This is a genomic window from Streptococcus oralis, from assembly GCF_001579025.1.
In the GTDB taxonomy this organism is placed as follows: Bacteria; Bacillota; Bacilli; order Lactobacillales; family Streptococcaceae; genus Streptococcus; species Streptococcus oralis_X.
This window is the reverse complement of sequence record NZ_KQ970236.1, coordinates 128,745-151,060: the sequence shown is the minus strand read 5'-3', so window position 1 is coordinate 151,060 and position 22,316 is coordinate 128,745. Positions and strand designations below refer to the sequence as shown.

Sequence of the window (22,316 nt, the reverse complement as noted above, 5' to 3'; positions counted from 1 at the left end):
ACCTCTCTTAGATGACTTCTACAGAACCACCTTTAGCAGTGATAGCTTCCTCAGCTGATTTAGAGAATTTAGCTGCTTTCACAGTCAATTTCTTAGTCAACTCACCGTTACCAAGAATTTTAACTCCTGATTTTTCAGCTTTCACAATTCCTGCTTCGATAAGTACAACTGGAGTTACTTCTGCACCGTCTTCAAAGACGTTCAATTGGTCAAGGTTTACAATTGCGTATTCTTTAGCGTTGATGTTAGTGAATCCGCGTTTTGGAAGACGACGGAACAATGGAGTTTGTCCACCTTCAAAACCAAGGCGAACTCCGCCACCGCTACGAGCTTTTTGACCTTTTTGACCGCGACCAGATGTTTTACCGTTACCTGATGAAGTACCACGACCAACACGGTTACGTACTTTACGAGAACCTTCTGCAGGTTTCAATTCATGAAGTTTCATTATTATTTTCTCCTCTTTTGTAAAATGCTAGCGCCGATAAGAGAGAAAAGGTTGTCTCCCTTATCAACTCGCCTATACATGGTCATCTTAGATGACTATACCTAGTTTTAGGGGATGAGTATTGCCACATCCCCTAAAAATTCATTAGTTTACTTCTTCAACTGTTACCAAGTGAGATACTGCAGTGATCATACCACGGATAGCAGCGTTGTCTTCTTTGATAACAGAGCTGTTCAATTTGCCAAGTCCAAGTGCTACAACAGTTTTACGTTGTGATGGAATGCGTCCGATTGGAGACTTAGTCAAAGTAATTTTAATTTGAGCCATTTTATCCCCTTTCTTATGCCAAATCAGAAACTGAGATACCACGAAGGGCAGCAACTTCTTCAGCGCGTTTCAATTGTTTCAAACCTTCAACAGTTGCGCGAACAATGTTGATTGGAGTGTTAGAGCCAAGTGATTTAGATGTAATATCTGCCACACCTGCCAATTCCACAACGGCACGAACGGCACCACCAGCGGCAACTCCAGAACCTTCTACAGCAGGTTTCAACAATACTTTAGCTCCACCGAATTCTGAAAGAACTTCGTGTGGGATTGTTGTTCCAACCATAGGAACTTCAATCAAGTTTTTCTTAGCATCTTCTACTGCTTTGCGGATTGCTTCTGGAACTTCTTGAGCTTTACCAGTACCAAATCCTACGCGACCGTTGTGGTCACCAACAACAACAAGAGCTGCGAAACGAAGACGACGTCCACCTTTAACAACTTTTGTAACACGGTTGACAGCAACTACGCGTTCTTCTAATTCAACTGCATTGTCTTTAAATGCCATTTTCTAGTGTCCTCCTATTAGAATTTCAATCCGTTTTCACGAGCTGCATCAGCCAAAGCTTTCACACGTCCGTGATATAGATATCCACCGCGGTCGAACACCACTTCTGAAATACCTTTAGCGTTTGCACGTTCTGCAACGAGTTTACCGACAGCAACGGCTTGTTCAGTTTTAGTTCCTTTTGAAACTTCTTTGTCAAGAGTTGAAGCACTTGCGAGCGTTACACCCGCTACGTCATCAATCACTTGAGCGTAGATGCCTGTATTAGAACGGAATACGTTCAAACGTGGGCGATCAGCAGTTCCAGAGAGTTTTCCGCGAACGCGACGGTGGCGTTTTTGGCGGAGTTTGTTTTTATCTGGTTTAGAAATCACAGTTTTCACCTCTTTAGTTTTAAATCGTGTGCTATGCACTAAGTTGGAAAATAGGTTGGTGGTTAAAAATCAACCACTCAACATTATTTACCTGTTTTACCTTCTTTACGGCGAACGAATTCACCAACGTAACGGATACCTTTACCTTTATATGGTTCTGGTGAACGAAGGCTACGTACGTAAGCAGCTGTTTGACCAACTACTTCTTTTGAAATTCCGCTAACAACGATTGTTGTTGGGTTTGGAAGTTCAAAAGTAATTCCTTCTGGAGCTTCAACTTCGTCTGGATGAGATTTACCAACAGCCAAAACAAGTTTAGATCCTTGAAGTTGTGCACGGTAACCAACCCCACGCATTTCAAGTTCTTTCTTGAATCCTTCTGATACACCAACAACCATGTTGTTCAAAAGGGCACGAGTAGTTCCGTGGATTGTTTTCATTTCTTTTGAATCGTTTGGACGGTGAAGAGTTACTTCAGTACCTTCCACACGAATTTCAATATCTTTTGAGAACTCACGAGTAAGTTCTCCTTTAGGTCCTTTTACAGTTACAACGTTGTCATTGTTAGTGATTTCAACACCAGCGGGCAACACGATAACTTTATTACCAATACGTGACATGTTTATTTTCTCCTGTTAAATTGTCAGGCCAGAATGGCCAGTTTTCACGGGGTTAAAGATACTTATTGAGTTCAATAGCTAAATTGAACACGCTCTAAGAACTGTGCAAAATAGATAAGTTGGCTTGTTTGTAAACAAACTTCTCCAACTTCCTAATTTTGCTTTGTTCTTTACGAGCTTTGTATCTTGATTTTACCAAACGTAAGCGATAACCTCTCCACCAACATTCTTTTGGCGAGCTTCTTTATCAGTAAGCAAACCTTCAGAAGTTGAAAGGATAGCAATTCCAAGTCCGTTAAGAACTTTTGGAAGATCTTCACGTTTTTTGTAGACACGAAGTCCTGGTTTAGAAACACGTTTCAAGTTAGTGATAACTTTTTCACCGTTTGGTCCGTATTTAAGGAAAACACGGATGATGCCTTGTTTGTCATCTTCGATGATTTCTACGTTCTTAACAAAACCTTCGCGTTTAAGGATTTCAGCAATCCCTTTTTTGATGTTTGATGCAGGTACTTCAAGTACTTCGTGTTTCGCTTGGTTAGCGTTACGAATACGAGTTAGGAAGTCTGCGATTGGGTCAGTCATAACCATTTTGTTTTTCTCCTCTTACTAGTAGTTTGCAAGTTGCACTTGCTAGTTAATGATTGAGCTGGGCTCAGATAGTATTGACACATTCAAATGAGAGAACTCTTATTTGAACACGAGCTACAACCTGGGCAAAAAAGATAAATTTGATTTGGAGCATCGCTCCTTCACCAAATTTCCTATTTTTGCTGTGGTTGTTACGCTCTTTGTATCATGATATTACCAAGATGCTTTTGTTACACCAGGAATTTGTCCTTTGTAAGCTAATTCACGGAAGCAAACACGGCAAAGTTTAAATTTGCGGTAAACTGAATGTGGACGACCACATTTTTCACAACGAGTATAAGCTTGAGTAGAGAACTTCGCTGGACGTTTGTTCTTAGCAATCATTGATTTTTTAGCCATTAGATTTACCTCCTATATTATTTTGCAAAAGGCATTCCAAGGCCTGTAAGCAATGCACGTGACTCTTCGTCAGTGTTAGCAGTTGTTACGATAACGATGTCAAGACCACGAGTTTTGTCAACGTCATCAAAGTTAATTTCTGGGAAGATCAATTGTTCTTTCACACCAAGAGTGTAGTTTCCGCGTCCATCAAATGATTTTGTTGGAACACCGTGGAAGTCACGCACACGTGGAAGTGAAACTGAAACCAATTTGTCCAAGAATTCGTACATACGTTCACCACGAAGGGTAACTTTTGCACCAATCGCTACACCTTCACGAAGACGGAAGCCGGCGATTGATTTTTTAGCTTTAGTGATAAGTGGTTTTTGACCTGAGATAAGTGCCAATTCTTCAGCAGCTTTTTCAAGACTTTTAGCGTTTGATACAGCTTCACCAACACCCATGTTCAAAACGATCTTATCTACTTTAGGCACAGCCATCACTGATGAGTAGTTGAATTGTTCTGTCAAAGCAGGAACTACTTCATTAAGATATTTTTCTTTTAAACGATTTGCCATTATACTTCTCCTTTCCTTCGTGATTAATCAAGCACTTCGCCTGATTTTTTGTTGTAGCGAACTTTTTTACCGTCTACAAATTTGTAACCAACACGACCAGCTACACCATTTTTGTCCAATACTTGAACGTTTGATACGTGGATAGCTGCTTCTTTCTCGATGATACCACCTTGAGGAAGCTCGTTAGTTGGACGTTGGTGTTTCTTAACAATGTTAACACCTTCAACGATAACTTTGTTTACTTTTGGAAGGGCAGTAAGGACAACAGCTTCTGTTCCCTTATCTTTACCAGCGATTACGCGAACTTTGTCGCCTTTTTTTACAAACATTAGGTTTCTCCTTGATTTTTCTTACGCCCATAAGGGCACCCTAGCTTAAAGCTAGGGGACTAGTTTGTTTGTTTTTGCTCTGCGAAAATCAAAGCAATCCTTCGTCAGTTTCAACTCACCTAACTTAAGTTATGCTTTCGTCTTACTTCCTAGACTTGTTTTAATTTTCTTTGAGCAACCAATTAAAGTACTTCTGGAGCAAGTGACACGATCTTCATGAAGCCACCTTCACGCAATTCACGTGCAACTGGGCCAAAGATACGTGTTCCGCGAGGAGTTTTGTCTTCACGGATGATAACTGCTGCGTTTTCGTCAAATTTGATGTATGAACCATCAGCACGACGAGCACCTGATTTAGTACGAACGATAACAGCTTTTACAACGTCACCTTTTTTAACCGCACCACCAGGAGTAGCTTGTTTTACAGATGCCACGATAACATCACCGATGTTTGCAAATTTACGTCCTGAACCACCAAGAACTTTGATAGTCAAGATTTCGCGAGCACCGCTGTTGTCTGCAACTTTCAAACGAGTTTCTGTTTGAATCATTTCAGTTTTCTCCTTTCAGGTTTGATTAGATGATGACCGCTTCTTCAACAACTTCTACAAGACGGAAACGTTTTGTAGCTGAAAGCGGACGAGTTTCCATGATACGTACGATATCGCCTTCTTTGGCAACATTGTTTTCATCATGTGCTTTGTATTTCTTAGAGTAGTTAATACGTTTACCATAGACTGGGTGGTTACGTTTTGTTTCAACTACAACTGTGATTGTCTTGTCCATTTTGTCAGATACAACACGTCCAACAAGAACCTTACGATTATTGCGTTCCATTGAAATTTCTCCTTCCCTAGTCTATTATTTCGCTTCAGATTGAACTGTTTTGATACGAGCAATTTGTTTTTTAACTTCTTTCAAGCGAGCTGTTTGTTCCAATTGACCAGTAGCAGCTTGGAAACGAAGTTCAAACAATTCTTTTTTCAATTCGTTTTCGCGCTTCGCGAGTTCTTCTTGAGAAAGACCACGAAGTTCTTTAACAAATTCTTTTACTTCATTAAGTTTCATGCCTTCTCCTTATTCTGCTTCACGTTTTACGAATTTACATTTAACTGGCAATTTGTGGCTTGCAAGACGAAGCGCTTCGCGAGCAATCTCTTCAGATACACCAGCGATTTCGAACATCACTTTACCACGTTTAACTGGTGCTACCCAACCTTCAGGCGCCCCTTTACCAGATCCCATACGCACACCGATAGCTTTAGCAGTGTATGATTTGTGTGGGAAGATTTTAATCCAAACTTTACCACCACGTTTCATGTAACGAGTCATGGCGATACGAGCAGCTTCGATTTGGCGGTTAGTGATCCAGTGGCTAGTTGTAGCTTGAAGACCGTATTCACCGAATGCTACTTCTTTTCCACCTTTTGCTTCACCGCGCATTTTTCCACGGAATTCACGACGGTGTTTAACACGTTTAGGTACTAACATTGGTTATTTACCTCCTTTAGTGTTTTTACGAGCTGGAAGAACTTCACCACGGTAGATCCATACTTTAACACCAAGTTTACCGTATGTAGTATCTGCTTCTTCCCAAGCGTAATCGATATCTGCACGAAGTGTGTGAAGTGGAACAGTTCCTTCAGAGTATCCTTCAGCACGGGCGATATCTGCACCGTTCAAACGACCTGATACTTGAGTTTTGATTCCTTTAGCTCCAGCACGCATTGCACGTTGGATTGCTTGTTTTTGTGCACGACGGAAAGCGACACGTTGCTCCAATTGACGAGCAATTCCTTCACCTACAAGGTGAGCATCCAAATCAGGTTGTTTGATTTCGATGATGTTGATGTGTACTTGTTTTCCAGTCAATTTGTTAAGTTTTGCACGGAGTGCATCAACGTTAGCACCACCTTTACCGATAACCATACCTGGTTTAGCAGTGTGAAGTGAAACGTTAACTTTGTTTACTGCGCGTTCAATTTCGATAGTTGAAACTGCTGCGTCAGCAAGTTCTTTTTGAACGAATTTACGGATTGCAAGATCTTCATGAAGGTAATCCGCGTATTCTTTTTCAGCATACCATTTGGCATCCCAATCACGGATGATGCCGACACGCATACCAATTGGATGTACTTTTTGACCCACGATGTTACCTCCTTATTTTTCTGCAACAGCCACAGTGATGTGAGCTGTACGTTTGTTGATTGGTGAAGCTGAACCTTTCGCACGTGGACGGAAACGTTTCATAGTTGGTCCTTCGTTTGCGAATGCTTCAGATACTACCAAGTTAGCTTTATCCAAACCAAAGTTGTTTTCAGCGTTAGCTACAGCTGAGTTCAAAACTTTCAAGATGATTTCAGCAGCTTTGTTTGGTGTGAATGTCAAGATTGCAATAGCATCGGCTACGCTTTTACCACGGATGTTGTCAAGAACAAGACGTGATTTACGAGGTGAAACACGTACTGTACGAGCCATTGCTTTAGCTGAAGTAATTTCTGCCATTTATGTTCTCCTTATTTTCTACGTGTTTTCTTGTCGTCTGCAGCGTGACCTTTGTAAGTACGAGTTGGTGCAAATTCACCAAGTTTGTGACCTACCATGTCTTCTTGGATGTAAACAGGTACGTGTTTACGTCCGTCATAAACTGCGATAGTGTAACCAATGAAACTTGGGAAGATCGTTGAACGACGTGACCAAGTTTTGATAACTTTTTTCTTTTCGTCGTTAGCTTGAGCTTCAACTTTTTTCATCAAATGCTCATCGACGAAAGGTCCTTTTTTAAGACTGCGTCCCATTTTAATTTTTCTCCTTTAAATGTTGTACCACAGCGGCTTGCGCTCACATGGAGCGCTACCGAGCTGGCGGATTTCCTAGTTGCTTAGGCGACTAGTTTACTATTATTTCTCGTTGCGACGACGAACGATAAGTTTGTCAGATTTCGCTTTCTTGTTACGAGTTTTAAGACCAAGAGCAGGTTTGCCCCATGGAGTAGATGGCGCTTTACGTCCAACTGGCGCTTTACCTTCACCACCACCGTGTGGGTGATCGTTAGGGTTCATTACAGAACCACGAACTGTTGGGCGGATACCTTTCCAACGGCTTCGTCCTGCTTTACCAAGGTTTACAAGTCCATGTTGTTCGTTTCCGACAACACCAACTGTTGCACGACAAGTTCCAAGAATCATACGAACTTCGCCAGATTGAAGACGAACAAGAACGTATTTACCTTCTTGACCCAATACTTGAGCAGAAGCTCCAGCTGCACGTACCAATTCTCCACCACGACCTGGTTTCAACTCGATGTTGTGGATCAAAGTACCAACTGGGATGTTAGCAAGCGGAAGAGCGTTTCCGACTTTGATATCTGCTTCTGGACCTGAAACGATGCGTTGACCAACTTCAAGACCTTTTGGAGCGATGATGTATGCTTTCACACCGTCAGTGTAGTGTACAAGAGCGATGTTTGCAGAACGGTTTGGATCGTACTCGATTGTTTTAACAACAGCTTCAACGTTGTCTTTGTTACGTTTGAAGTCAACCAAACGGTAGAAACGTTTGTGTCCACCACCTTGGTGACGAACTGTGATACGACCGTTGTTGTTACGACCAGCCTTACTCTTCAATGCAACAAGCAATGATTTTTCAGGAGTGCTTGTTGTGATTTCAGCGAAATCCAAAGAAGTCATATTACGGCGACCGTTTGTTGTTGGTTTATAAACACGAATTCCCACGATATTTCCTCCTTAGATTATTCAGCTTCAGCAGCAAACAACTCGATTGCTTTTGAATCAGCTGTAAGTGTGATGATAGCTTTTTTAGTTTTGTTAGTAAAACCTGTGTAACGTCCAACACGTTTCGCTTTTGGTTTTACGTTGATTGTGTTAACGTTGGCAACTTTAACACCTTCGAAAGCAGCTTCAACAGCTTGCTTGATCAAAAGTTTGTGTGCACGAGTGTCAACTTCAAATACATATTTTCCTGCTTCAAGTTGAGCCATTGAGCTTTCAGTGATGACAGGTTTTTTGATAACATCATACAAATTCATTATGCAAGAACCTCCTCGATTTTAGAGATAGCTGCTTGTGTGACAAGAAGTTTGTCGCTATTTGCGATGTCAAGAACACTTGCAGTTGTAGCAGTTGCAACTTTCACGTTTGGAAGGTTACGAGCTGAAAGAGCTGCGAATTCATTTCCTTCTTCAAGGATAACAAGAACTTTAGAATCGATGCTCAATGCTGCAAGAACTTTTGCAAATTCAGCAGTTTTTGGAGCTGTAAATTCAAGAGAATCAACGGCTACAAATTTGTTTTCAGCAACTTTTTCAGAGTAAACTGATTTAAGAGCTAGGCGACGAACTTTTTGTGGAAGTTTGTAGCCGTATGAACGTGGAGTTGGTCCGAAGACAACGCCACCACCACGCCATTGTGGTGAGCGGATAGAACCTTGACGAGCACGTCCAGTTCCTTTTTGACGCCATGGTTTGCGTCCACCACCTGATACTGCAGAGCGGTTTTTAACAGCGTGTGTTCCTTGACGAAGGCTTGCGCGTTGGCTGATGATCACATCAAACACAACTGATTCATTTGGTTCAATACCAAATACTGCATCGTTAAGAACAACTTGGCCAGCTTCTTTACCAGTTTGGTCAAATAATGTTACGTTTGCCATTGTGACTGATTTCCCCTTTCTTTATTATTTACCAGCTTTAACTGCTGATTTGATAGTGATAAGAGATTTCTTAGCACCTGGTACGTTACCTTTGATAAGGATAACGTTCTTTTCTGGAACAACTTGTACAACTTCAAGGTTTTGAATTGTTACGCGGTCGCCACCCATACGTCCTGCAAGGTTTTTACCTTTGAATACGCGGTTAGGTGCAACAGGTCCCATAGAACCTGGACGACGGTGGTAACGAGAACCGTGAGCCATTGGTCCACGTGATTGTCCGTGGCGTTTGATAACACCTTGGAAACCTTTACCTTTAGAAGTACCAGTTACGTCAACAACGTCTCCAGCTGCGAATGTTTCAACTGTGATTTCAGCACCAACTTCCAAGCCTTCAACGTTTTTGAATTCACGAATGAAGCGCTTAGGAGCCGTGTTAGCTTTCGCTACATGTCCTTTAGCAGGTTTGTTGCTCAATACTTCGCGTTTGTCATCGAAACCAACTTGGATAGCGTTGTATCCGTCTGTTTCTACAGTTTTAACTTGAAGAACAACGTTTGGAGTTGCTTCAATAACTGTTACAGGGATCAATTCGCCAGCTTCAGTGAAGATTTGAGTCATTCCCACTTTTTTCCCTAAGATTCCTTTTGTCATGAGAAAATAGTTCCTTTTCTATATTTTTTATTCAAAAAGTTTTTAACGAGCGTTTTTCATGCTCAAGGTTTCAAACTTTGGATTAAAGCTTGATTTCTACGTTTACACCACTTGGAAGATCCAATTTCATCAAAGCATCAACTGTTTTTTGAGTTGGGTTAACGATATCGATCAAACGTTTGTGTGTACGCATTTCGAATTGTTCGCGAGAGTCTTTGTATTTGTGAGTCGCACGAATGATTGTGTAGAGGCTACGTTCAGTTGGAAGTGGGATTGGACCCGCAACTTGTGCACCTGTACGAGTAGCTGATTCTACGATTTTTGCAGCCGCTGTGTCAAGCGTACGGTGTTCGTAAGCTTTCAAACGGATACGGATTTTTTTGTTTGCCATCTTTTTCTCCTTTTCGTCTATTTAAGATAATAGGCTAGCTCCACAAGAAAACCGACGCGCGTTGCGTGGCAATGCAACCGAGCGTGTCGCAACCTCTTGCATCAAAGCTAAGGCTGTAATTTACAGCACCATAATAGAATAACACAAAGCCCCTGTGATTGCAAGGGATTTGTGAGCTTTTTTTCGTTTTTTTGGGATGAAACTGTTTTCCTATTTCATCTTCATACAATTACTAATTTACGACTATTAAAACCAATCTTTTCTTCTATATAATACGAGTCATTTTGACTTTGAATTTATCTTCTGATTGATCCACTAAGATATCTGCTTCAGACTCGGTTTCTCTATAGTAACGCAGATACTGCTCCCGTCTCATCTGATGGCTAGCTAACACAAAGGAAGTATCTCGATTTCTCATAGTTGTATCTCGAGCTAAGCGCCTCTTTAATTCGGTCTCCTCATCCGTGTAGAAACAGATGGTTTTGTCAAAGAGTTCCTTGGGTAGAAAGCCCACAGACATCCCTTCAACAATCAGAATCGGTTTGACTCCAGATAAGATCTCGCTAGCCTTCCACGGTTCATCGATTGTTAAGATATCCATACCTGCCTGCAAGGCGAGAATATCTCTCTGTAAACTTGCCAGTTCATGCGCCACTGGGAGACAAGCTGTCACCTTTTGATCAGGTGCTTGCTTTGGTACTACCAGGTGACGTTCTGAGGTGATATAGGGATCTGTTTCTAGCAAATTTACTCTAGTAGGATCTAGGGCTTGATATAATCCCTGAGCGAAGGTTGACTTACCTGAAGCTCCATGACCGTAGATCCCTAGCGTCCTAATTCTTCCCGTTTCAATCTCTGAAACCAGTTGTTCTATCAGGTCTTTTTTCTTCATTCTCTCTTCACCTGTTCATAGCTTTCTTTTCCGTCATTAAGCTTGTCCCAAATCACCACCTGCCCACTTTTGAGGGATTTTTGCACATCGATAATTCGTTGATTAGAGGAACCTCGAAACTGGAGCATGAGATTACGCTTGCTTTTATCATACCGTCCATCGACAAGGATGTCAATCAGTGATAAGAGTTCCAGTTTATCTGGAGTTTCCAGCATCATTTCTTCCCACGTGTAGCCCGTCCAGGACCAGATGTCTTTATCTGGCAATTCCTTTCGAATGCGTTTAACGAGAGGCAAGAGAATTCCTGTATTAAGAAAAGGTTCTCCTCCCAGCAGGGTCAATCCTTGAACATAGGGCTGGGTAAGGTCTACCATGATCTGTTCTTCTAACTCTGCTGTATAAGGAATACCTGCATTGAAAGACCAAGTCGCAACATTATAGCACCCTTCGCAGTGAAACATGCAACCTGATACATAGAGAGAGTTTCGCACACCTTCTCCATCGACAAAGTTAAAGGCCTTATAGTCAATGATACGCCCTTTACTGAGTTCTTCACTTTTCCATTCACCTGGTTTTGGTGTATTCCATGTCATCCTTCTACTCCAAATCTATCCAGTAACGTTCTACGCCATTGCGAACATCCTCAAACACTCCACCATTTGCAACAATCACCGCCCTACTAGCAGGATTTTCCGTACTACAGGTCACAAGTGCTTTTTTGATGTTCTTCTCCTTGGCAACTTGCAGGCCTTGTCTGAGGGCTTCTTTGGCATAACCTTTACCTCTTACAGAAGGGCGGATGGAGTAGCCAATATGTCCACCTTCCACAAATAATTTGTCATTCAAGGACAAGCGCAGGGCTAAAAATCCCAAAGGCAAGCCAGTCTCATCAAAGGATAAAAATTTGATTGCAGGAACCCAGCCTACTGGCAGGTTGGCAGCATCCTCTTGCTGCTCTACAATCTTTAAACAATCCTCATAATCCTTTGCTCGCTTCCAAGCAGAGCCCATGCCACCGTGCATATAGGATTTTGCTGCATCGAACTCCGCAATCATCTCTAATATAGCTTCTTTATCTTCCAAAGTTGGTCGTCTTAGCTCCATGCTTCCTCCTTAATCGACATCCATCCAGTAGCGCTCCGTTCCGTTTCGAACATCCTCCAACTCCCCACCATTAGCCACAATCACCGCCCTACTAGCAGGATTTTCCGTACTACAGGTCACAAGTGCTTTTTTGATGTTCTTCTCCTTGGCAACTTGCAGGCCTTGTCTGAGAGCTTCTTTGGCATAACCCTTGCCTCTTTCAGAGGGGCGGATGGAGTAGCCAATATGGCCCCCATTTTCTAGTAAGTAGTCATTTAATCGGAGACGAAGGTTGAGAAAGCCAAGAGCCTGGCCTGCTACGTCAAAACTAACCAGCTGGATAGCAGGAACCCAGTTTTCAGGAATATTGAGTCCCGCTTCCGCTTGAAGATTTTCTTCTAGCCACTCTTCATAAACAAAATTCTCAGCATCCCAAAATCCACCGTCGTGAGGGGACTGAGCTTGTTCAAACTCTGCCATTATCTCTAAAACTGTTTCTTTATCTGCCAATGTTGGTCTGCGTAGTATCATTTTCACCTCCAATTAAGAGAAAAGTGAGAGGCAACTCTCACTTTTATTTTTTCTTGTTCTTGTTTAAAAACTGTTCTCTGAGGTTGAGCAAGCGTTCTTTTTTACCTGTTCCACCTTTCGAGTGTTTCACGTGATAACGGGTCACTTGTGCGCGTCCCTTATCGTCTAATTGGTATTTCCCCATTCTATTTCCTTCTAATTTCTCACTTCATGTCCGGCTGTTTTAATGGTTGAACCGTTCATGTGTTTGACACGCGCAGCGATTTCCTTGTGGCGTCCGTTAACCATCGGACGCGCTTGAGGATTTCCCAGATAACCACACGTACGTTTGACCACATCTACTGTTTTAGGGTCGCTATTGCCACAGTTGGGACAAGCAAATCCTCTTTCAGTTGGTTCAAAATCCCCTTCAAAGTCACACTTGTAACAGCGATCAATCGGAGTATTGGTTCCTAGATAGCCAACTCGGTCATAGGCATAGTCCCAAACAGCTTCGAGGGCCTTAGGATTTTGTTGAAGAACTGGATACTCACAATAATGGATGAAACCACCTGACGCACCTGCTTCTGGATAAACTTTTTCAAAATCCAGCTTTTCAAACGGTGTCGGATTTTTACGAACATCGTAGTGGAAAGAATTGGTGTAGTATTCCTTATCTGTAATATCAGGAATAGAACCAAACTTCTCTGTATCTAGTCGACAGAAGCGGTCTGTCAAGCTTTCGGATGGTGTTGAGTAGATAGAGAAATGGTAATCATATTGATCTGACCACTCTTCTACACGTCGTTTCATATCACGAATGATGTCAAGCGTGAATTCCTTGGCTTCTGGATTGCTTTCCCAGCTGTTGCCAAAGAAGACCGTCGCCACTTCGTACAAACCGATATAGCCTAGAGAAATAGTTGCACGGCGATTCTTAAAGAGTTGGTCAACACTTTCTTCTTTTCCAAGACGGCGGCCAAAGGCTCCGTACTGATAAAGGATAGGGGCATTCGCTGGTGTTGCTTCCTTGGTACGTTCAACACGGTAAACCAAAGCATCTTCTGCGATGTTCATACGTTCATTGAAGATTTCCCAAAACTTATTCAGATCCCCTTCAGACTCGAGGGCGATACGAGGTAAATTGACTGTCACAACACCTAGATTCATACGACCTGAATTGACTTCTACACCATTTTCATCCTTCCATCCTTGGAGGAAAGAACGGCAGCCCATAGGAACCTTGAAAGAACCAGTCAGTTCGATAATCTTATCATAGGACAAGACATCTGGGTACATCCGCTTGGTTGCACACTCGAGGGCCAACTGTTTGATGTCGTAGTTAGGTGAACCTTCCTCTAAGTTAAGTCCTCTTTTTAGCGTAAAGATGAGTTTAGGGAAGATGGCTGTTCGATGTTCTGAACCAAGACCCTTGATTCGGATGTTTAAGATAGCTTTTTGAATTTCCCGTTCAAAACGACTAGTTCCTAAACCAAAACCGAGCGAAGTAAAAGGTGTTTGACCATTTGAAGTGAAGAGAGTGTTGATTTCATACTCAAGAGATTGCATGGCATCGTAGATGTCCTTTTGGGTTTTCTTCCAAGCGTAATCTTCCCGTTTGTCAGGCAAGACCCACTCATCCGCATCCTTGAGGTGTTTTTGATAATTCTTCTCTGCATACGGAGCTAAGACTTCATCGATACGGTCAGCTGAGCAGCCCCCGTACTGGCTAGAAGCAACGTTGGCGATGATTTGTGAAATTTGAGCTGTCGCAGTCTGGATAGACTTGGGACTCTCTACCTCTGCATTGCCAATCTTAAAACCATTTTCCAGCATGCCTTTAAAATCAATCAAACAGCAGTTAGTCATAGGAGTGTAGGGGCTGTAGTCCAAGTCATGATAGTGGATATCCCCTTTTTGGTGAGCATTGGCTACGTGCTTAGGAAGCATTTGTAGCCCGATTGACTTCCCAACAATCCCTGCTGTCAAATCACGCTGGGTGTTGAAGACATCGCTGTCTTTATTGGCATTTTCATTGACAACTGCTTGATCTTTATTGAGAAGTTTATGGATACTAAAGTTGATATCTGTCGCTTTTGAGCGCTCAAAATCCCTTTGTGTCCGATAAGTGATATACTCCTCAGCCAGCGCATACTCTTTAGCTTCAAGGAGTTCATGTTCTACGACATTTTGAATTTCGTAAATCTTAACCCCTTGAGGGAAGCGGCTGTGAATTTCCGTCACGATTCTTTCAACTAGACCATTTAGGCGTTTTTCTACTAGAGGCGTAAGGTCCATAACCTTTTCCGCCGCCTTGTGGAGAGCCTTGTCAATCTTGTCTACATCAAACACCACACGTCTACCATCTCGTTTTTCAACGAACAAGGTGGGAACGGTTGCAAGCTTTTCTTCTAATACAATCATATCCATGCTCTTTTCTAAAATATTGTTGAATTCTTTATATTCAGTATTATACCACTCTAAAAATAAAAATCAATATCTTGTGTCAAAAATCCTAAAATTTTTAAAATTCCACAAGATATTGATTTTTTGTTATTTTGATTTATAAAGTTTGAACTCGCTAGTATCTGTCTGAACAAGCTCATATTTTTCACTGAGCCAGCTCTCTACATCCGACCACAAGGCAACTTTTTGATTAACCATAATCATCTTTGGTTGATTTTCTTTTAGATCATTCATCAGTTTGGTTTTATTTTCGTCGCTTGCAGTATAGAGTGTTGGTGTCACTAAAGAAGTCGGCGCCAAGCGTTCACTTGCACGATAGAAATCTGGACGATCATCCCAAGCATAGACTCGATCCTCAGAACTCGTTTGCTGTTTGACCACACTAGCAAGACGTTCTCTCTCCTGATAAGTCGCTGGGTGTGAAAGGTAGCGACTCAGGATAGGAAGAGCAATGAGGTAGGCAAGGGCAAACAGTGGCAGATAGAAATTCCCTTTAATAAAAGAGGCTTTTTTCTCACGTCTTCTACGACGGTTTCCTCCCTCCGAAGCAGTTTCCTTGATTCCTGTCAGAAGGAGCAAGACCAAGAAAGGAAGGAGAATAACGAGACGAGTACCGTTGACAGGTTCATTTGAGAGAATCAATATTCCCAAAGAAACCAACAAGCCCAAGCTAGTAGCAATTGATAAGGCATATTGCTTGGCTGGTTTTGACTGGAATAAACCAGTAAAGAGCAAACCAAGGGAACCTAGCCCCACAGCGAGCAAGCCATAGAAAGCCGCATTTTCAAGTAAATGTGAATTTGAAAAGAGGCTAAGAGTATTTACTGGATATAAGGTCTGGCTAATAGCATCCCCAAAACTACCTGTCCACACTGTATAGTAGCCCAAAGGATAGAATAAGAGTGAAAACCCTAAGGCTGACGCAAAGAACTGATATAACCCGTGAACCAAGCGACCTTTGCCTAGATTAAAGCCAATGATACCCAGAGCCAGTACAGCCGCAAATAAGGCTGTAGGAAGCGGTGCAAGGAAGAAAGCGAGAGCAAGGCTCATCCCTACTCTTACAAATCCTTTGTCGTCATTTGGATAAGCCAAATAGTTCGTAACAATGCTCAATGAATAAAATAGGAAAGGCAAGGCTACTAAGAGAGCATAGCCACCACCAAAAGCGAGTCCTGCCACTAACAAATAGAACACAAATACCAGCTTCTTGGCTTCTTCTGCTTGACCAGTAAGAGCATCTGCAGATTTAAAAAGGAAAACACCTGCTCCAAACAAGGCCAACCACTCAACCAAAGCAAGCAGAATACTTCCTAGGGAAAGATAGGTTAGCAAGTAATAGAGCAATCCATTCGTTCCAAAGTAATCTGTATACATTTGACCATTTTGATGCAAGGCCCAACCGGTATAAAGATCCTGAGTTTGTTGCGGACTGACTAAACCAAAAATAAAAGGCAGGACAATCGAAATGGCTGTGGCCACTAAACTCCAAAGCATGATACTAAAAAAGGGAATGGAAGCTCCTTCTCTCTTTTCTGACGTTGACCAGTCTTGGTAATGAGATTCTTCTTGTTTTTCATCTATTTTCCCGTATACGTTCATTCAATTTCTCCTCTAAGTTTATCTGTTTTAGTATATCAAAATCTTACAGGAATGTCAGCTTGGGATTGATATTTGCTGAATTTCTTATCCAATAGCGCAAAGCGTTCGATTTCACGAAAACGGTGGAATCGACTATTTCTATACTCTCTGATAAAATCATCATCTTCTAGATTAAGCATGGTTTTCTCCTTTACTTATCTATTCGTAAGAAGACAAAAATAAGACCCAGCCTTGGGCTAGATCTTGGTCGATAGTTAGAGCATAGGTGCAAACAACTGGACAATTTCCTTGATTAGGCTTTGATACCAGCTGGTTTTGATGGTGTGGGGATAAATTTCTTGAGAAACTTTAAAAATCTCTTCGAAGTCCCTTTCAATAGCGATGATAGACTGCGTTCTATAAAGTAAGACGGCATTTTCATAGTGGTGAAGCAAGCTCCGATAGTCAAAATTGATGGTCCCCACGGTGGCTGCCTCTCCATCGACAAGCATTTGCTTGCTATGAAGGAATCCCGGACTGTACTCATAAATACGAACTCCAGCAGACAACAAGTCAGGATAGGCTCCGCGAGTAACCAATTGGATGACCTTCTTATCTGGGATACAAGGCGTCACAATTCGCACATCTACCCCTCTCAGAGCTGCATTTTTGATACTTTCAGTTAGATCGTAGTCCGCAATCAGATAGGGAGTCGTGATATAGACGTAATCTGTAGCTTGATTGATAAGATTTTGGTAGACCGTTTTTCCAACTTGAGCTCTGTATATGGGTTTTGGTCCACTACTATAGGGAATACAGAGCCCCATCCCATCTTTGGGCTGATTTTCGAGATGGTATTGGTCAAAGTCACTAATCTCCCCACGGTTGATGTACCAGGCAGATAAAAAGAGTCTGGTAAAAGCCTTAACTGCCGGTCCATCCAGACGAATTCCGCTATCCTTCCAATAACCAAAGCGTTCGATATGGTTGATATACTCATCGGCAAGATTGACACCACCTGTATAGGCAATTTGACCATCGATAATCATGATTTTACGGTGATCACGGTTGTTATAAGCAACAGTCAAACGTGGAATCACCTTGTTAAATTTATGGGCTTCAATCCCTCGACCACGAAGCTGGATGGTGTAGTCGCCAGGTAAGGTTGCCATACAACCAATATCATCATAGAGAAGCTTCACCTCTACTCCTTGAGCTGCCTTTTCTTCCAAAATCTCCAAAATACTATTCCACATCAAACCTTCTTCGATGATATAGTATTCGAGAAAGATAAACTTCTCCGCTTTCTTGAGATCCTCTAGCATCTGATGCCACATACTTTCACCAGATGCAAAAAATTGTGTATCCGTTCGATCATAGACATCGGCATTCGTGTCCATGCTGAGGAGTGATTTGATAACGCCGTAAGCTGACTTGTCTTGTTCCTTTAACTCCAAACGGAGAGCTCTGCTATTGTCCTCTCGATCAACCATTGATTGGAGCTGCTTTAACTGCTTCATCTCTTTTTTAGATAAACGACGCTCTCCAAACATGATATAGAGCAATGGCCCAAACACTGGAACAAAGGCTACTAACAGCCATGTTACCTTACTCTCGGGATTCATAGATCGATTGACAATCGATACAATGGTCGCTAAGCTCACTAAAATGACTAGGATAATCCAGACAATTGGAGCCATTTGCCCAAGATAGAGAAATAAACCAAAGACGATAAACAACTCTGCCAACATGATGGTAATACTAAAACCATATTTGGACATGAGTAGCTGCATTTTTCTAGCTGTCATACATCCCCTTCCTTTTCTAACATTCTCCTTAACTGCTTGATAAACTAATGTTTCTACTAGTATACCTCAGTTCAGGTGTAGATGGCAACCTTTTGCCTTTGCTCAAGTTCCAGTCGTTCCGTGTTTAGGTAATTGTTACAATTTCAGAGCCAACATATTGACCGTCATACCAGCTGCAGTCCCCATAAGGTAGACGACATCTCCCTCCTTGATAAGTCCATGCTCCAAAGAATAAGCCAGGCCAAACGGTACAGATACTGACACCATATTTCCATAGTCAGTGACGAGATTGAGGTACTGATTCTCAGCCACACCTAGTTTTTCCATGACCAAAGGAAGAGCACGACTTGCTTGATGAGGAATGATATAGTCCACGTCTGCCAAGGCTAGCTGTGTTTTTTCTTGAAACTCTTCAAACATGACTGGGATTTTACGAGCAGACAAGAGGAGGATTTTCTTCCCCTTCATGTCAAACATATAGTTGGTCTTCGTCTCTTCAGAGTACTCTTTTGGTTGAAAAGAAGTCAGACCTCCACGAATCTCCGTATCGTGAGCTCCTTCTGACCAAGTACGTTGGAGACTAGCAATGATCCCTTTTTCCTGATGACTTTTTTGGAAAATAAAGGCTGCTGCACCATCACTAAAGAGTTCAAAACTTTCTTTTTGCTTGGGATTGAGCCCTAAACTACCAACCTCACTAGACACAATCAAGACACGATTGTATTCGTCCGCCTCAATCAAGTGGGACATAGTCGATAGAGCAGAAATAAAGCTGGTACAGGTCGTATTGATGTCCATTGCTGGAATTGAGAGTCCTTTTGCCACGCGCTCATGAATCAAGGCAGCCGTACAAGGAATAGGCTGAACACCAACTGCACTAGCTGATACAAGGCAATCGATATCTTTAATATCCAAATTTGCATGTTCAAGTGCACGGTGGATAGCTCCTTCTGCCAAGTCGAGTTGCGTTTCTTCATTTTCAACTACACGATAACGGGTCTGGTCTTTAAATTGAACTGTATGCTTTGGAAGGCAAATGCCATAACCTGCGATTTCTACATGTCTTTTTACTTCTGTCATTGTCTTTTATCCTTTCATAAACGTTGGATTCGTTTGAGTTTACGGCTAGTATCCCAGTGATAATCTGAAAATTGGATTTGAGGAACTGCAAACTGCTTTTGCTGGGCCAGGAGTTGAAACTGTGCTAAAATAGCTGTCTCCATGCCCTCATCTCGTTGACTTAAACAAACTTCCACTAACTTCTCCGAATGTTGTTTGACTTGGTAATCTCCTACATTCTCCACAAAGAGGATGCAACGTCTGATAAAGTCTGGATAGATGGTCACCTGTCCCCAATCCAGTCCTTCGAAATAGAAGATGTCGTCAGAGCGTCCTTCGACCTTGTCAATCCGTGTATAGTAGGAACTACATGGACAAGGCTCCGGATTTTCAAACAAGATATCATTGAGCTGGTAGCGATAAACAGGCTGACTACTTCGTTTAAAGTCCGTAATGATTGGATAAAAACGGCGGTCATCTAGATACTGCTTTTCCACAAAGATAATGTCTTCGTTGAGATGGAGATTGCCAGCTGAGCAAGTGCAGGCCAGGAAACCTTCAGTTGCTTGATAGACCTGGTCAATAATGGATAGAGAAAAGGCTTCTGCGATGCGTTCCTTATCCTTATCTTCCAATATTTCTGCCACCGAAACGATTTTTTGTGGGTGAATGGCTAACTCTCCAGCATTTAGTCGTTTGCTCAACTCGAGCAGCATAGAGGCAGGTGCCACCACAATGGTTGGTTGGTAGCTATTGAGACGCCCGATATGATCATCTATATTTTTGAAAATATCAAAATACTCTAAGCGAATGAGCGCTGTATTGATGGTCTGATAGAGTTCATTGTCAGCTCTCAGGAAAAAGGCGATGCGGTGTCCAAAAAGCTGCCCCTTGGGCAACATCTTTGCCAAGATAGCCGCAGCCCACATACTTCGCTCTTTCTCTGTTGTGATAAAGAGCCCCCGATGTCCAGACGTCCCTGAAGACAGACCGACGGCTACTTCGCCTTTAAGTTCAGTGAAGTCACGGGTCTTTTCACTTTCAATAGCTAAGGATAAGGCTTCATCACGATCCACTCCTTGGGTGTTGAGCTCATTGAAATGTTCCATCATAAAAGCCTTGTCCATATGGTCAAAGTTGCTAGGAACCCCATTTTTAAAGTAGGGCGACTCTCGCTTTAAAAAGTCCATATAGTTAGCTAATTGCTTTTTCTGATAGTTTTCTACAGCTTCTCGAGATTTGAAATGATGAAGCCATCGAGTTTGGATAAAGGTTTTAAGAAAGGTTATTTTTTTCATGTAAGATTGACTCTATCCTTTCTACAGGATCATGGCTAACAACTACCTCGATACCGTCCTTTAAGACTTCCTCCAGAAACTCTGTCCCCCTGATATAGTCGGCCTTATTATCCTGGACCAAGGAAGGAATCAGGTGCATCTGCTTGGTGTAAGGTAAGAGGTCAATTCCCCAACAGAGATCCGCTGCAATGAGGAGATTAAGGTCTGGAAAATATAGACAGGCTTGCCCCCTAGCATGCCCGTCAACAGAGGCTACTAGGATACTGCCATCTCCGAAAAGATCACAAATCGGACGATAGGGAAAAGTTGAAACTTGCTGGTCAGATCTGATAATGGTTAGATTTTTCTCAAAAGAAGCTGGTAAAAACTCCTTGAAAATCAAGTCTTTCAACTGGGGTTTTTGGTAGACTTCATATACTTCTTTTGTCAAGATAAAGGTTGCACGAGGAAAGAAACTAGCTCCTCCCAGATGATCTGGATGTAAGTGTGATAGAAGAACATAGTTAATTTCTTCTGGTTTGATTCCCTTCGCTTCCAGCAAACGTGAAATCTGGTCCTTCTCCGTCATCTGAACAGGCGTTCCTAGCCGATAGAAACCATAGCGAAGCCGGGTCTTAATATCGTAATGATAGCCTGTATCATAGAGGAGATAGCCCTTGTCCCTGTGTTTGATAAGAAAAACACCTGCTGGAAAGGTCATCTTTTGATTCTTGACTCCCTTAAATAGCAAACCTGTGTAGCTGGTACAGTAGCCTGCTGGGAAATAATCAATGCTTTCGATAATCTTGGACATATTGTTCAATCCCTTCCGAAATACTGATTTGAGGGCGATACCCCAAGTCTCGCTCCACCTTGCTGATGTCCAACGTCTGACTATAACGGAGCAGATAATAGGTATAGCGTGTCAGAGGCGGTTCACCTTTGAGTTTCAAGACCTTATACAGAAACTCTAAACTAGTAGCAATAACTGAAAGAAGAGGAGCTGGCACTTTTCTGTATGTTATTGGATAGCCCAACCCTCTCAAGGTTTCTTCTATCAAATCCTTAAAGGCTCTTGGTTCCCCATTGGTAATATTATAAACTTCGCCACTAGCTTGAGGGGTCTCTAGTGCCAAGCGAATTGCCAGAGCGACATTTTCCACACAGGTCATATCCATGAGCTGACGACCGTCCCCTATCAAGGGAATGCCAATCTTCTGACTGAGTTTGAGAACCCGAGGCAAAATACTGGTATCCCCAATCCCAAAAAGCCCACGAGGTCGTAAAATAATACTCGGAACATCGGGATAATCCTTAAACAGCTTCTCCGAAGCTAGTTTACTACGAATGTAGTTGTTTAGATTATTTTCCTGAGGCGCATCGCTTTCTTTGATAGCTAGCTGATCTCGAGGAGCAGCATAGATGCTAGGCGAGGACACATAAACCAAACGCTGAATACCAGCCTCTCGGCAAGCATCCAGAACATACTTGGTCCCCAAGACATTTGTCTGGTAGAAATCTTCCCAAGGTCCCCAGACAGTAGAAAGAGCACCCGCATGCACAACCATGTCCATCCCCTGACAAGCCTGAGTCAGATCCTCTTGCTTGGTCAAATCTCCCTGAAAAAATGCCACAGAGGAGTTCTCTAAAGACTGACCCACCTTGCGATTGCGTCCAAAAGCGCGTACCTGATAGCCCTGCTGACTGAGCTCTTCAACAACATACTTGCCTAGAAAGCCCGTAGCACCTGTTACCAATACTTTCTTCATTC

34 protein-coding genes are annotated in these 22,316 nt (G+C 42.3%); all 34 read right to left on the bottom strand.

What is annotated here, in order from left to right; translation table 11 throughout:
* Positions 1 to 7 precede the first annotated feature (7 nt).
* Positions 8 to 448 (bottom strand): 50S ribosomal protein L15, encoded by a 441-nt coding sequence (rplO, locus tag SORDD27_RS07075; RefSeq protein ID WP_000766089.1) that lies wholly within the window; start codon positions 446 to 448, stop codon positions 8 to 10.
* A gap of 144 nt (positions 449 to 592) precedes the next feature.
* Complete coding sequence (gene rpmD, locus SORDD27_RS07070; protein WP_000057241.1) at positions 593 to 775, bottom strand: 50S ribosomal protein L30; 183 nt, start codon at positions 773 to 775, stop codon at positions 593 to 595.
* Positions 776 to 788: 13 nt separating this feature from the next.
* Positions 789 to 1,283, bottom strand: a complete 495-nt coding sequence (gene rpsE, locus SORDD27_RS07065) for a 30S ribosomal protein S5 (protein ID WP_000874204.1) — start codon at positions 1,281 to 1,283, stop codon at positions 789 to 791.
* A 17-nt stretch (positions 1,284 to 1,300) separates the two neighbouring features.
* Positions 1,301 to 1,657: a 50S ribosomal protein L18 gene (rplR, locus tag SORDD27_RS07060; protein WP_000624044.1), complete on the bottom strand. Its 357-nt coding sequence runs from the start codon at positions 1,655 to 1,657 to the stop codon at positions 1,301 to 1,303.
* 83 nt (positions 1,658 to 1,740) lie between these two features.
* Positions 1,741 to 2,277 (bottom strand): 50S ribosomal protein L6, encoded by a 537-nt coding sequence (rplF, locus tag SORDD27_RS07055; RefSeq protein WP_000086626.1) that lies wholly within the window; start codon positions 2,275 to 2,277, stop codon positions 1,741 to 1,743.
* A 192-nt stretch (positions 2,278 to 2,469) separates the two neighbouring features.
* Positions 2,470 to 2,868 (bottom strand): 30S ribosomal protein S8, encoded by a 399-nt coding sequence (rpsH, locus tag SORDD27_RS07050; RefSeq protein ID WP_000245504.1) that lies wholly within the window; start codon positions 2,866 to 2,868, stop codon positions 2,470 to 2,472.
* Positions 2,869 to 3,081: 213 nt separating this feature from the next.
* Positions 3,082 to 3,267, bottom strand: a complete 186-nt coding sequence (locus tag SORDD27_RS07045; protein ID WP_001085697.1) for a type Z 30S ribosomal protein S14 — start codon at positions 3,265 to 3,267, stop codon at positions 3,082 to 3,084.
* Between the two features lie 17 nt (positions 3,268 to 3,284).
* Entirely contained in the window at positions 3,285 to 3,827 is a 543-nt protein-coding gene (gene rplE / locus SORDD27_RS07040; protein ID WP_000013542.1) for a 50S ribosomal protein L5, read from the bottom strand.
* Positions 3,828 to 3,850: 23 nt separating this feature from the next.
* Entirely contained in the window at positions 3,851 to 4,156 is a 306-nt protein-coding gene (gene rplX, locus SORDD27_RS07035; RefSeq protein ID WP_000497691.1) for a 50S ribosomal protein L24, read from the bottom strand.
* Between the two features lie 182 nt (positions 4,157 to 4,338).
* Positions 4,339 to 4,707 (bottom strand): 50S ribosomal protein L14, encoded by a 369-nt coding sequence (rplN, locus tag SORDD27_RS07030; RefSeq protein WP_000616545.1) that lies wholly within the window; start codon positions 4,705 to 4,707, stop codon positions 4,339 to 4,341.
* Positions 4,708 to 4,732: 25 nt separating this feature from the next.
* A complete protein-coding gene (gene rpsQ, locus SORDD27_RS07025; RefSeq protein ID WP_000440801.1) occupies positions 4,733 to 4,993 on the bottom strand; it encodes a 30S ribosomal protein S17 in 261 nt (86 codons plus the stop codon).
* A 24-nt stretch (positions 4,994 to 5,017) separates the two neighbouring features.
* Positions 5,018 to 5,224, bottom strand: coding sequence for a 50S ribosomal protein L29 (gene rpmC, locus SORDD27_RS07020; protein WP_000772918.1), 207 nt, complete (start codon positions 5,222 to 5,224; stop codon positions 5,018 to 5,020).
* 9 nt (positions 5,225 to 5,233) lie between these two features.
* Complete coding sequence (rplP, locus tag SORDD27_RS07015; protein WP_000960946.1) at positions 5,234 to 5,647, bottom strand: 50S ribosomal protein L16; 414 nt, start codon at positions 5,645 to 5,647, stop codon at positions 5,234 to 5,236.
* Between the two features lie 3 nt (positions 5,648 to 5,650).
* Entirely contained in the window at positions 5,651 to 6,304 is a 654-nt protein-coding gene (gene rpsC / locus SORDD27_RS07010; RefSeq protein WP_000529936.1) for a 30S ribosomal protein S3, read from the bottom strand.
* Positions 6,305 to 6,316: 12 nt separating this feature from the next.
* Positions 6,317 to 6,661, bottom strand: coding sequence for a 50S ribosomal protein L22 (gene rplV / locus SORDD27_RS07005; protein ID WP_000818137.1), 345 nt, complete (start codon positions 6,659 to 6,661; stop codon positions 6,317 to 6,319).
* 11 nt (positions 6,662 to 6,672) lie between these two features.
* Entirely contained in the window at positions 6,673 to 6,954 is a 282-nt protein-coding gene (gene rpsS, locus SORDD27_RS07000) for a 30S ribosomal protein S19 (RefSeq protein ID WP_000533766.1), read from the bottom strand.
* Positions 6,955 to 7,056: 102 nt separating this feature from the next.
* Positions 7,057 to 7,890, bottom strand: a complete 834-nt coding sequence (gene rplB, locus SORDD27_RS06995) for a 50S ribosomal protein L2 (RefSeq protein ID WP_000512910.1) — start codon at positions 7,888 to 7,890, stop codon at positions 7,057 to 7,059.
* Positions 7,891 to 7,907: 17 nt separating this feature from the next.
* Positions 7,908 to 8,204 carry a 50S ribosomal protein L23 gene (locus tag SORDD27_RS06990; RefSeq protein WP_001055347.1) on the bottom strand — a complete coding sequence of 99 codons (297 nt, stop codon included), beginning with the start codon at positions 8,202 to 8,204 and terminating at the stop codon, positions 7,908 to 7,910.
* Positions 8,204 to 8,827 carry a 50S ribosomal protein L4 gene (rplD, locus tag SORDD27_RS06985; RefSeq protein WP_000024539.1) on the bottom strand — a complete coding sequence of 208 codons (624 nt, stop codon included), beginning with the start codon at positions 8,825 to 8,827 and terminating at the stop codon, positions 8,204 to 8,206. Before rplD ends, SORDD27_RS06990 begins: the two co-directional genes overlap by 1 nt.
* Before the next feature lie 24 nt (positions 8,828 to 8,851).
* Positions 8,852 to 9,478: a 50S ribosomal protein L3 gene (gene rplC / locus SORDD27_RS06980; RefSeq protein WP_000160197.1), complete on the bottom strand. Its 627-nt coding sequence runs from the start codon at positions 9,476 to 9,478 to the stop codon at positions 8,852 to 8,854.
* Between the two features lie 82 nt (positions 9,479 to 9,560).
* Complete coding sequence (gene rpsJ, locus SORDD27_RS06975; protein WP_001284513.1) at positions 9,561 to 9,869, bottom strand: 30S ribosomal protein S10; 309 nt, start codon at positions 9,867 to 9,869, stop codon at positions 9,561 to 9,563.
* Positions 9,870 to 10,134: 265 nt separating this feature from the next.
* The gene (locus SORDD27_RS06970; protein WP_061428275.1) at positions 10,135 to 10,761 is read right to left on the bottom strand and encodes a uridine kinase family protein; all 627 of its coding nucleotides are present in this window, start codon (positions 10,759 to 10,761) and stop codon (positions 10,135 to 10,137) included.
* Positions 10,758 to 11,354, bottom strand: a complete 597-nt coding sequence (gene nrdG / locus SORDD27_RS06965; RefSeq protein ID WP_061428274.1) for an anaerobic ribonucleoside-triphosphate reductase activating protein — start codon at positions 11,352 to 11,354, stop codon at positions 10,758 to 10,760. The genes SORDD27_RS06970 and nrdG overlap by 4 nt, the downstream gene beginning before the upstream one ends.
* 4 nt (positions 11,355 to 11,358) lie before the next feature.
* Positions 11,359 to 11,865 carry a GNAT family N-acetyltransferase gene (locus SORDD27_RS06960; RefSeq protein WP_061428273.1) on the bottom strand — a complete coding sequence of 169 codons (507 nt, stop codon included), beginning with the start codon at positions 11,863 to 11,865 and terminating at the stop codon, positions 11,359 to 11,361.
* Positions 11,866 to 11,874: 9 nt separating this feature from the next.
* A complete protein-coding gene (locus SORDD27_RS06955) occupies positions 11,875 to 12,375 on the bottom strand; it encodes a GNAT family N-acetyltransferase (protein ID WP_061428271.1) in 501 nt (166 codons plus the stop codon).
* A 43-nt stretch (positions 12,376 to 12,418) separates the two neighbouring features.
* Positions 12,419 to 12,559, bottom strand: a complete 141-nt coding sequence (locus SORDD27_RS06950) for a hypothetical protein (RefSeq protein ID WP_061428269.1) — start codon at positions 12,557 to 12,559, stop codon at positions 12,419 to 12,421.
* Between the two features lie 11 nt (positions 12,560 to 12,570).
* Entirely contained in the window at positions 12,571 to 14,778 is a 2,208-nt protein-coding gene (nrdD, locus tag SORDD27_RS06945; RefSeq protein ID WP_061428268.1) for an anaerobic ribonucleoside-triphosphate reductase, read from the bottom strand.
* A 129-nt stretch (positions 14,779 to 14,907) separates the two neighbouring features.
* Positions 14,908 to 16,422: a hypothetical protein gene (locus SORDD27_RS06940; RefSeq protein ID WP_061428266.1), complete on the bottom strand. Its 1,515-nt coding sequence runs from the start codon at positions 16,420 to 16,422 to the stop codon at positions 14,908 to 14,910.
* A 35-nt stretch (positions 16,423 to 16,457) separates the two neighbouring features.
* On the bottom strand, positions 16,458 to 16,601 hold the full coding sequence (locus SORDD27_RS10015) for a hypothetical protein (RefSeq protein WP_000933184.1): 144 nt from the start codon (positions 16,599 to 16,601) through the stop codon (positions 16,458 to 16,460).
* A gap of 75 nt (positions 16,602 to 16,676) precedes the next feature.
* The gene (gene cls / locus SORDD27_RS06935; RefSeq protein WP_061428264.1) at positions 16,677 to 18,209 is read right to left on the bottom strand and encodes a cardiolipin synthase; all 1,533 of its coding nucleotides are present in this window, start codon (positions 18,207 to 18,209) and stop codon (positions 16,677 to 16,679) included.
* A 135-nt stretch (positions 18,210 to 18,344) separates the two neighbouring features.
* Entirely contained in the window at positions 18,345 to 19,289 is a 945-nt protein-coding gene (locus SORDD27_RS06930) for a 3-oxoacyl-[acyl-carrier-protein] synthase III C-terminal domain-containing protein (protein ID WP_061428263.1), read from the bottom strand.
* A gap of 14 nt (positions 19,290 to 19,303) precedes the next feature.
* Positions 19,304 to 20,566 (bottom strand): F390 synthetase-related protein, encoded by a 1,263-nt coding sequence (locus SORDD27_RS06925; RefSeq protein ID WP_061428262.1) that lies wholly within the window; start codon positions 20,564 to 20,566, stop codon positions 19,304 to 19,306.
* Complete coding sequence (locus SORDD27_RS06920) at positions 20,544 to 21,359, bottom strand: MBL fold metallo-hydrolase (protein WP_061428261.1); 816 nt, start codon at positions 21,357 to 21,359, stop codon at positions 20,544 to 20,546. The genes SORDD27_RS06925 and SORDD27_RS06920 overlap by 23 nt, the downstream gene beginning before the upstream one ends.
* Positions 21,334 to 22,314, bottom strand: coding sequence for an NAD-dependent epimerase/dehydratase family protein (locus tag SORDD27_RS06915; RefSeq protein ID WP_061428259.1), 981 nt, complete (start codon positions 22,312 to 22,314; stop codon positions 21,334 to 21,336). The genes SORDD27_RS06920 and SORDD27_RS06915 overlap by 26 nt, the downstream gene beginning before the upstream one ends.
* Positions 22,315 to 22,316: the final 2 nt, after the last annotated feature.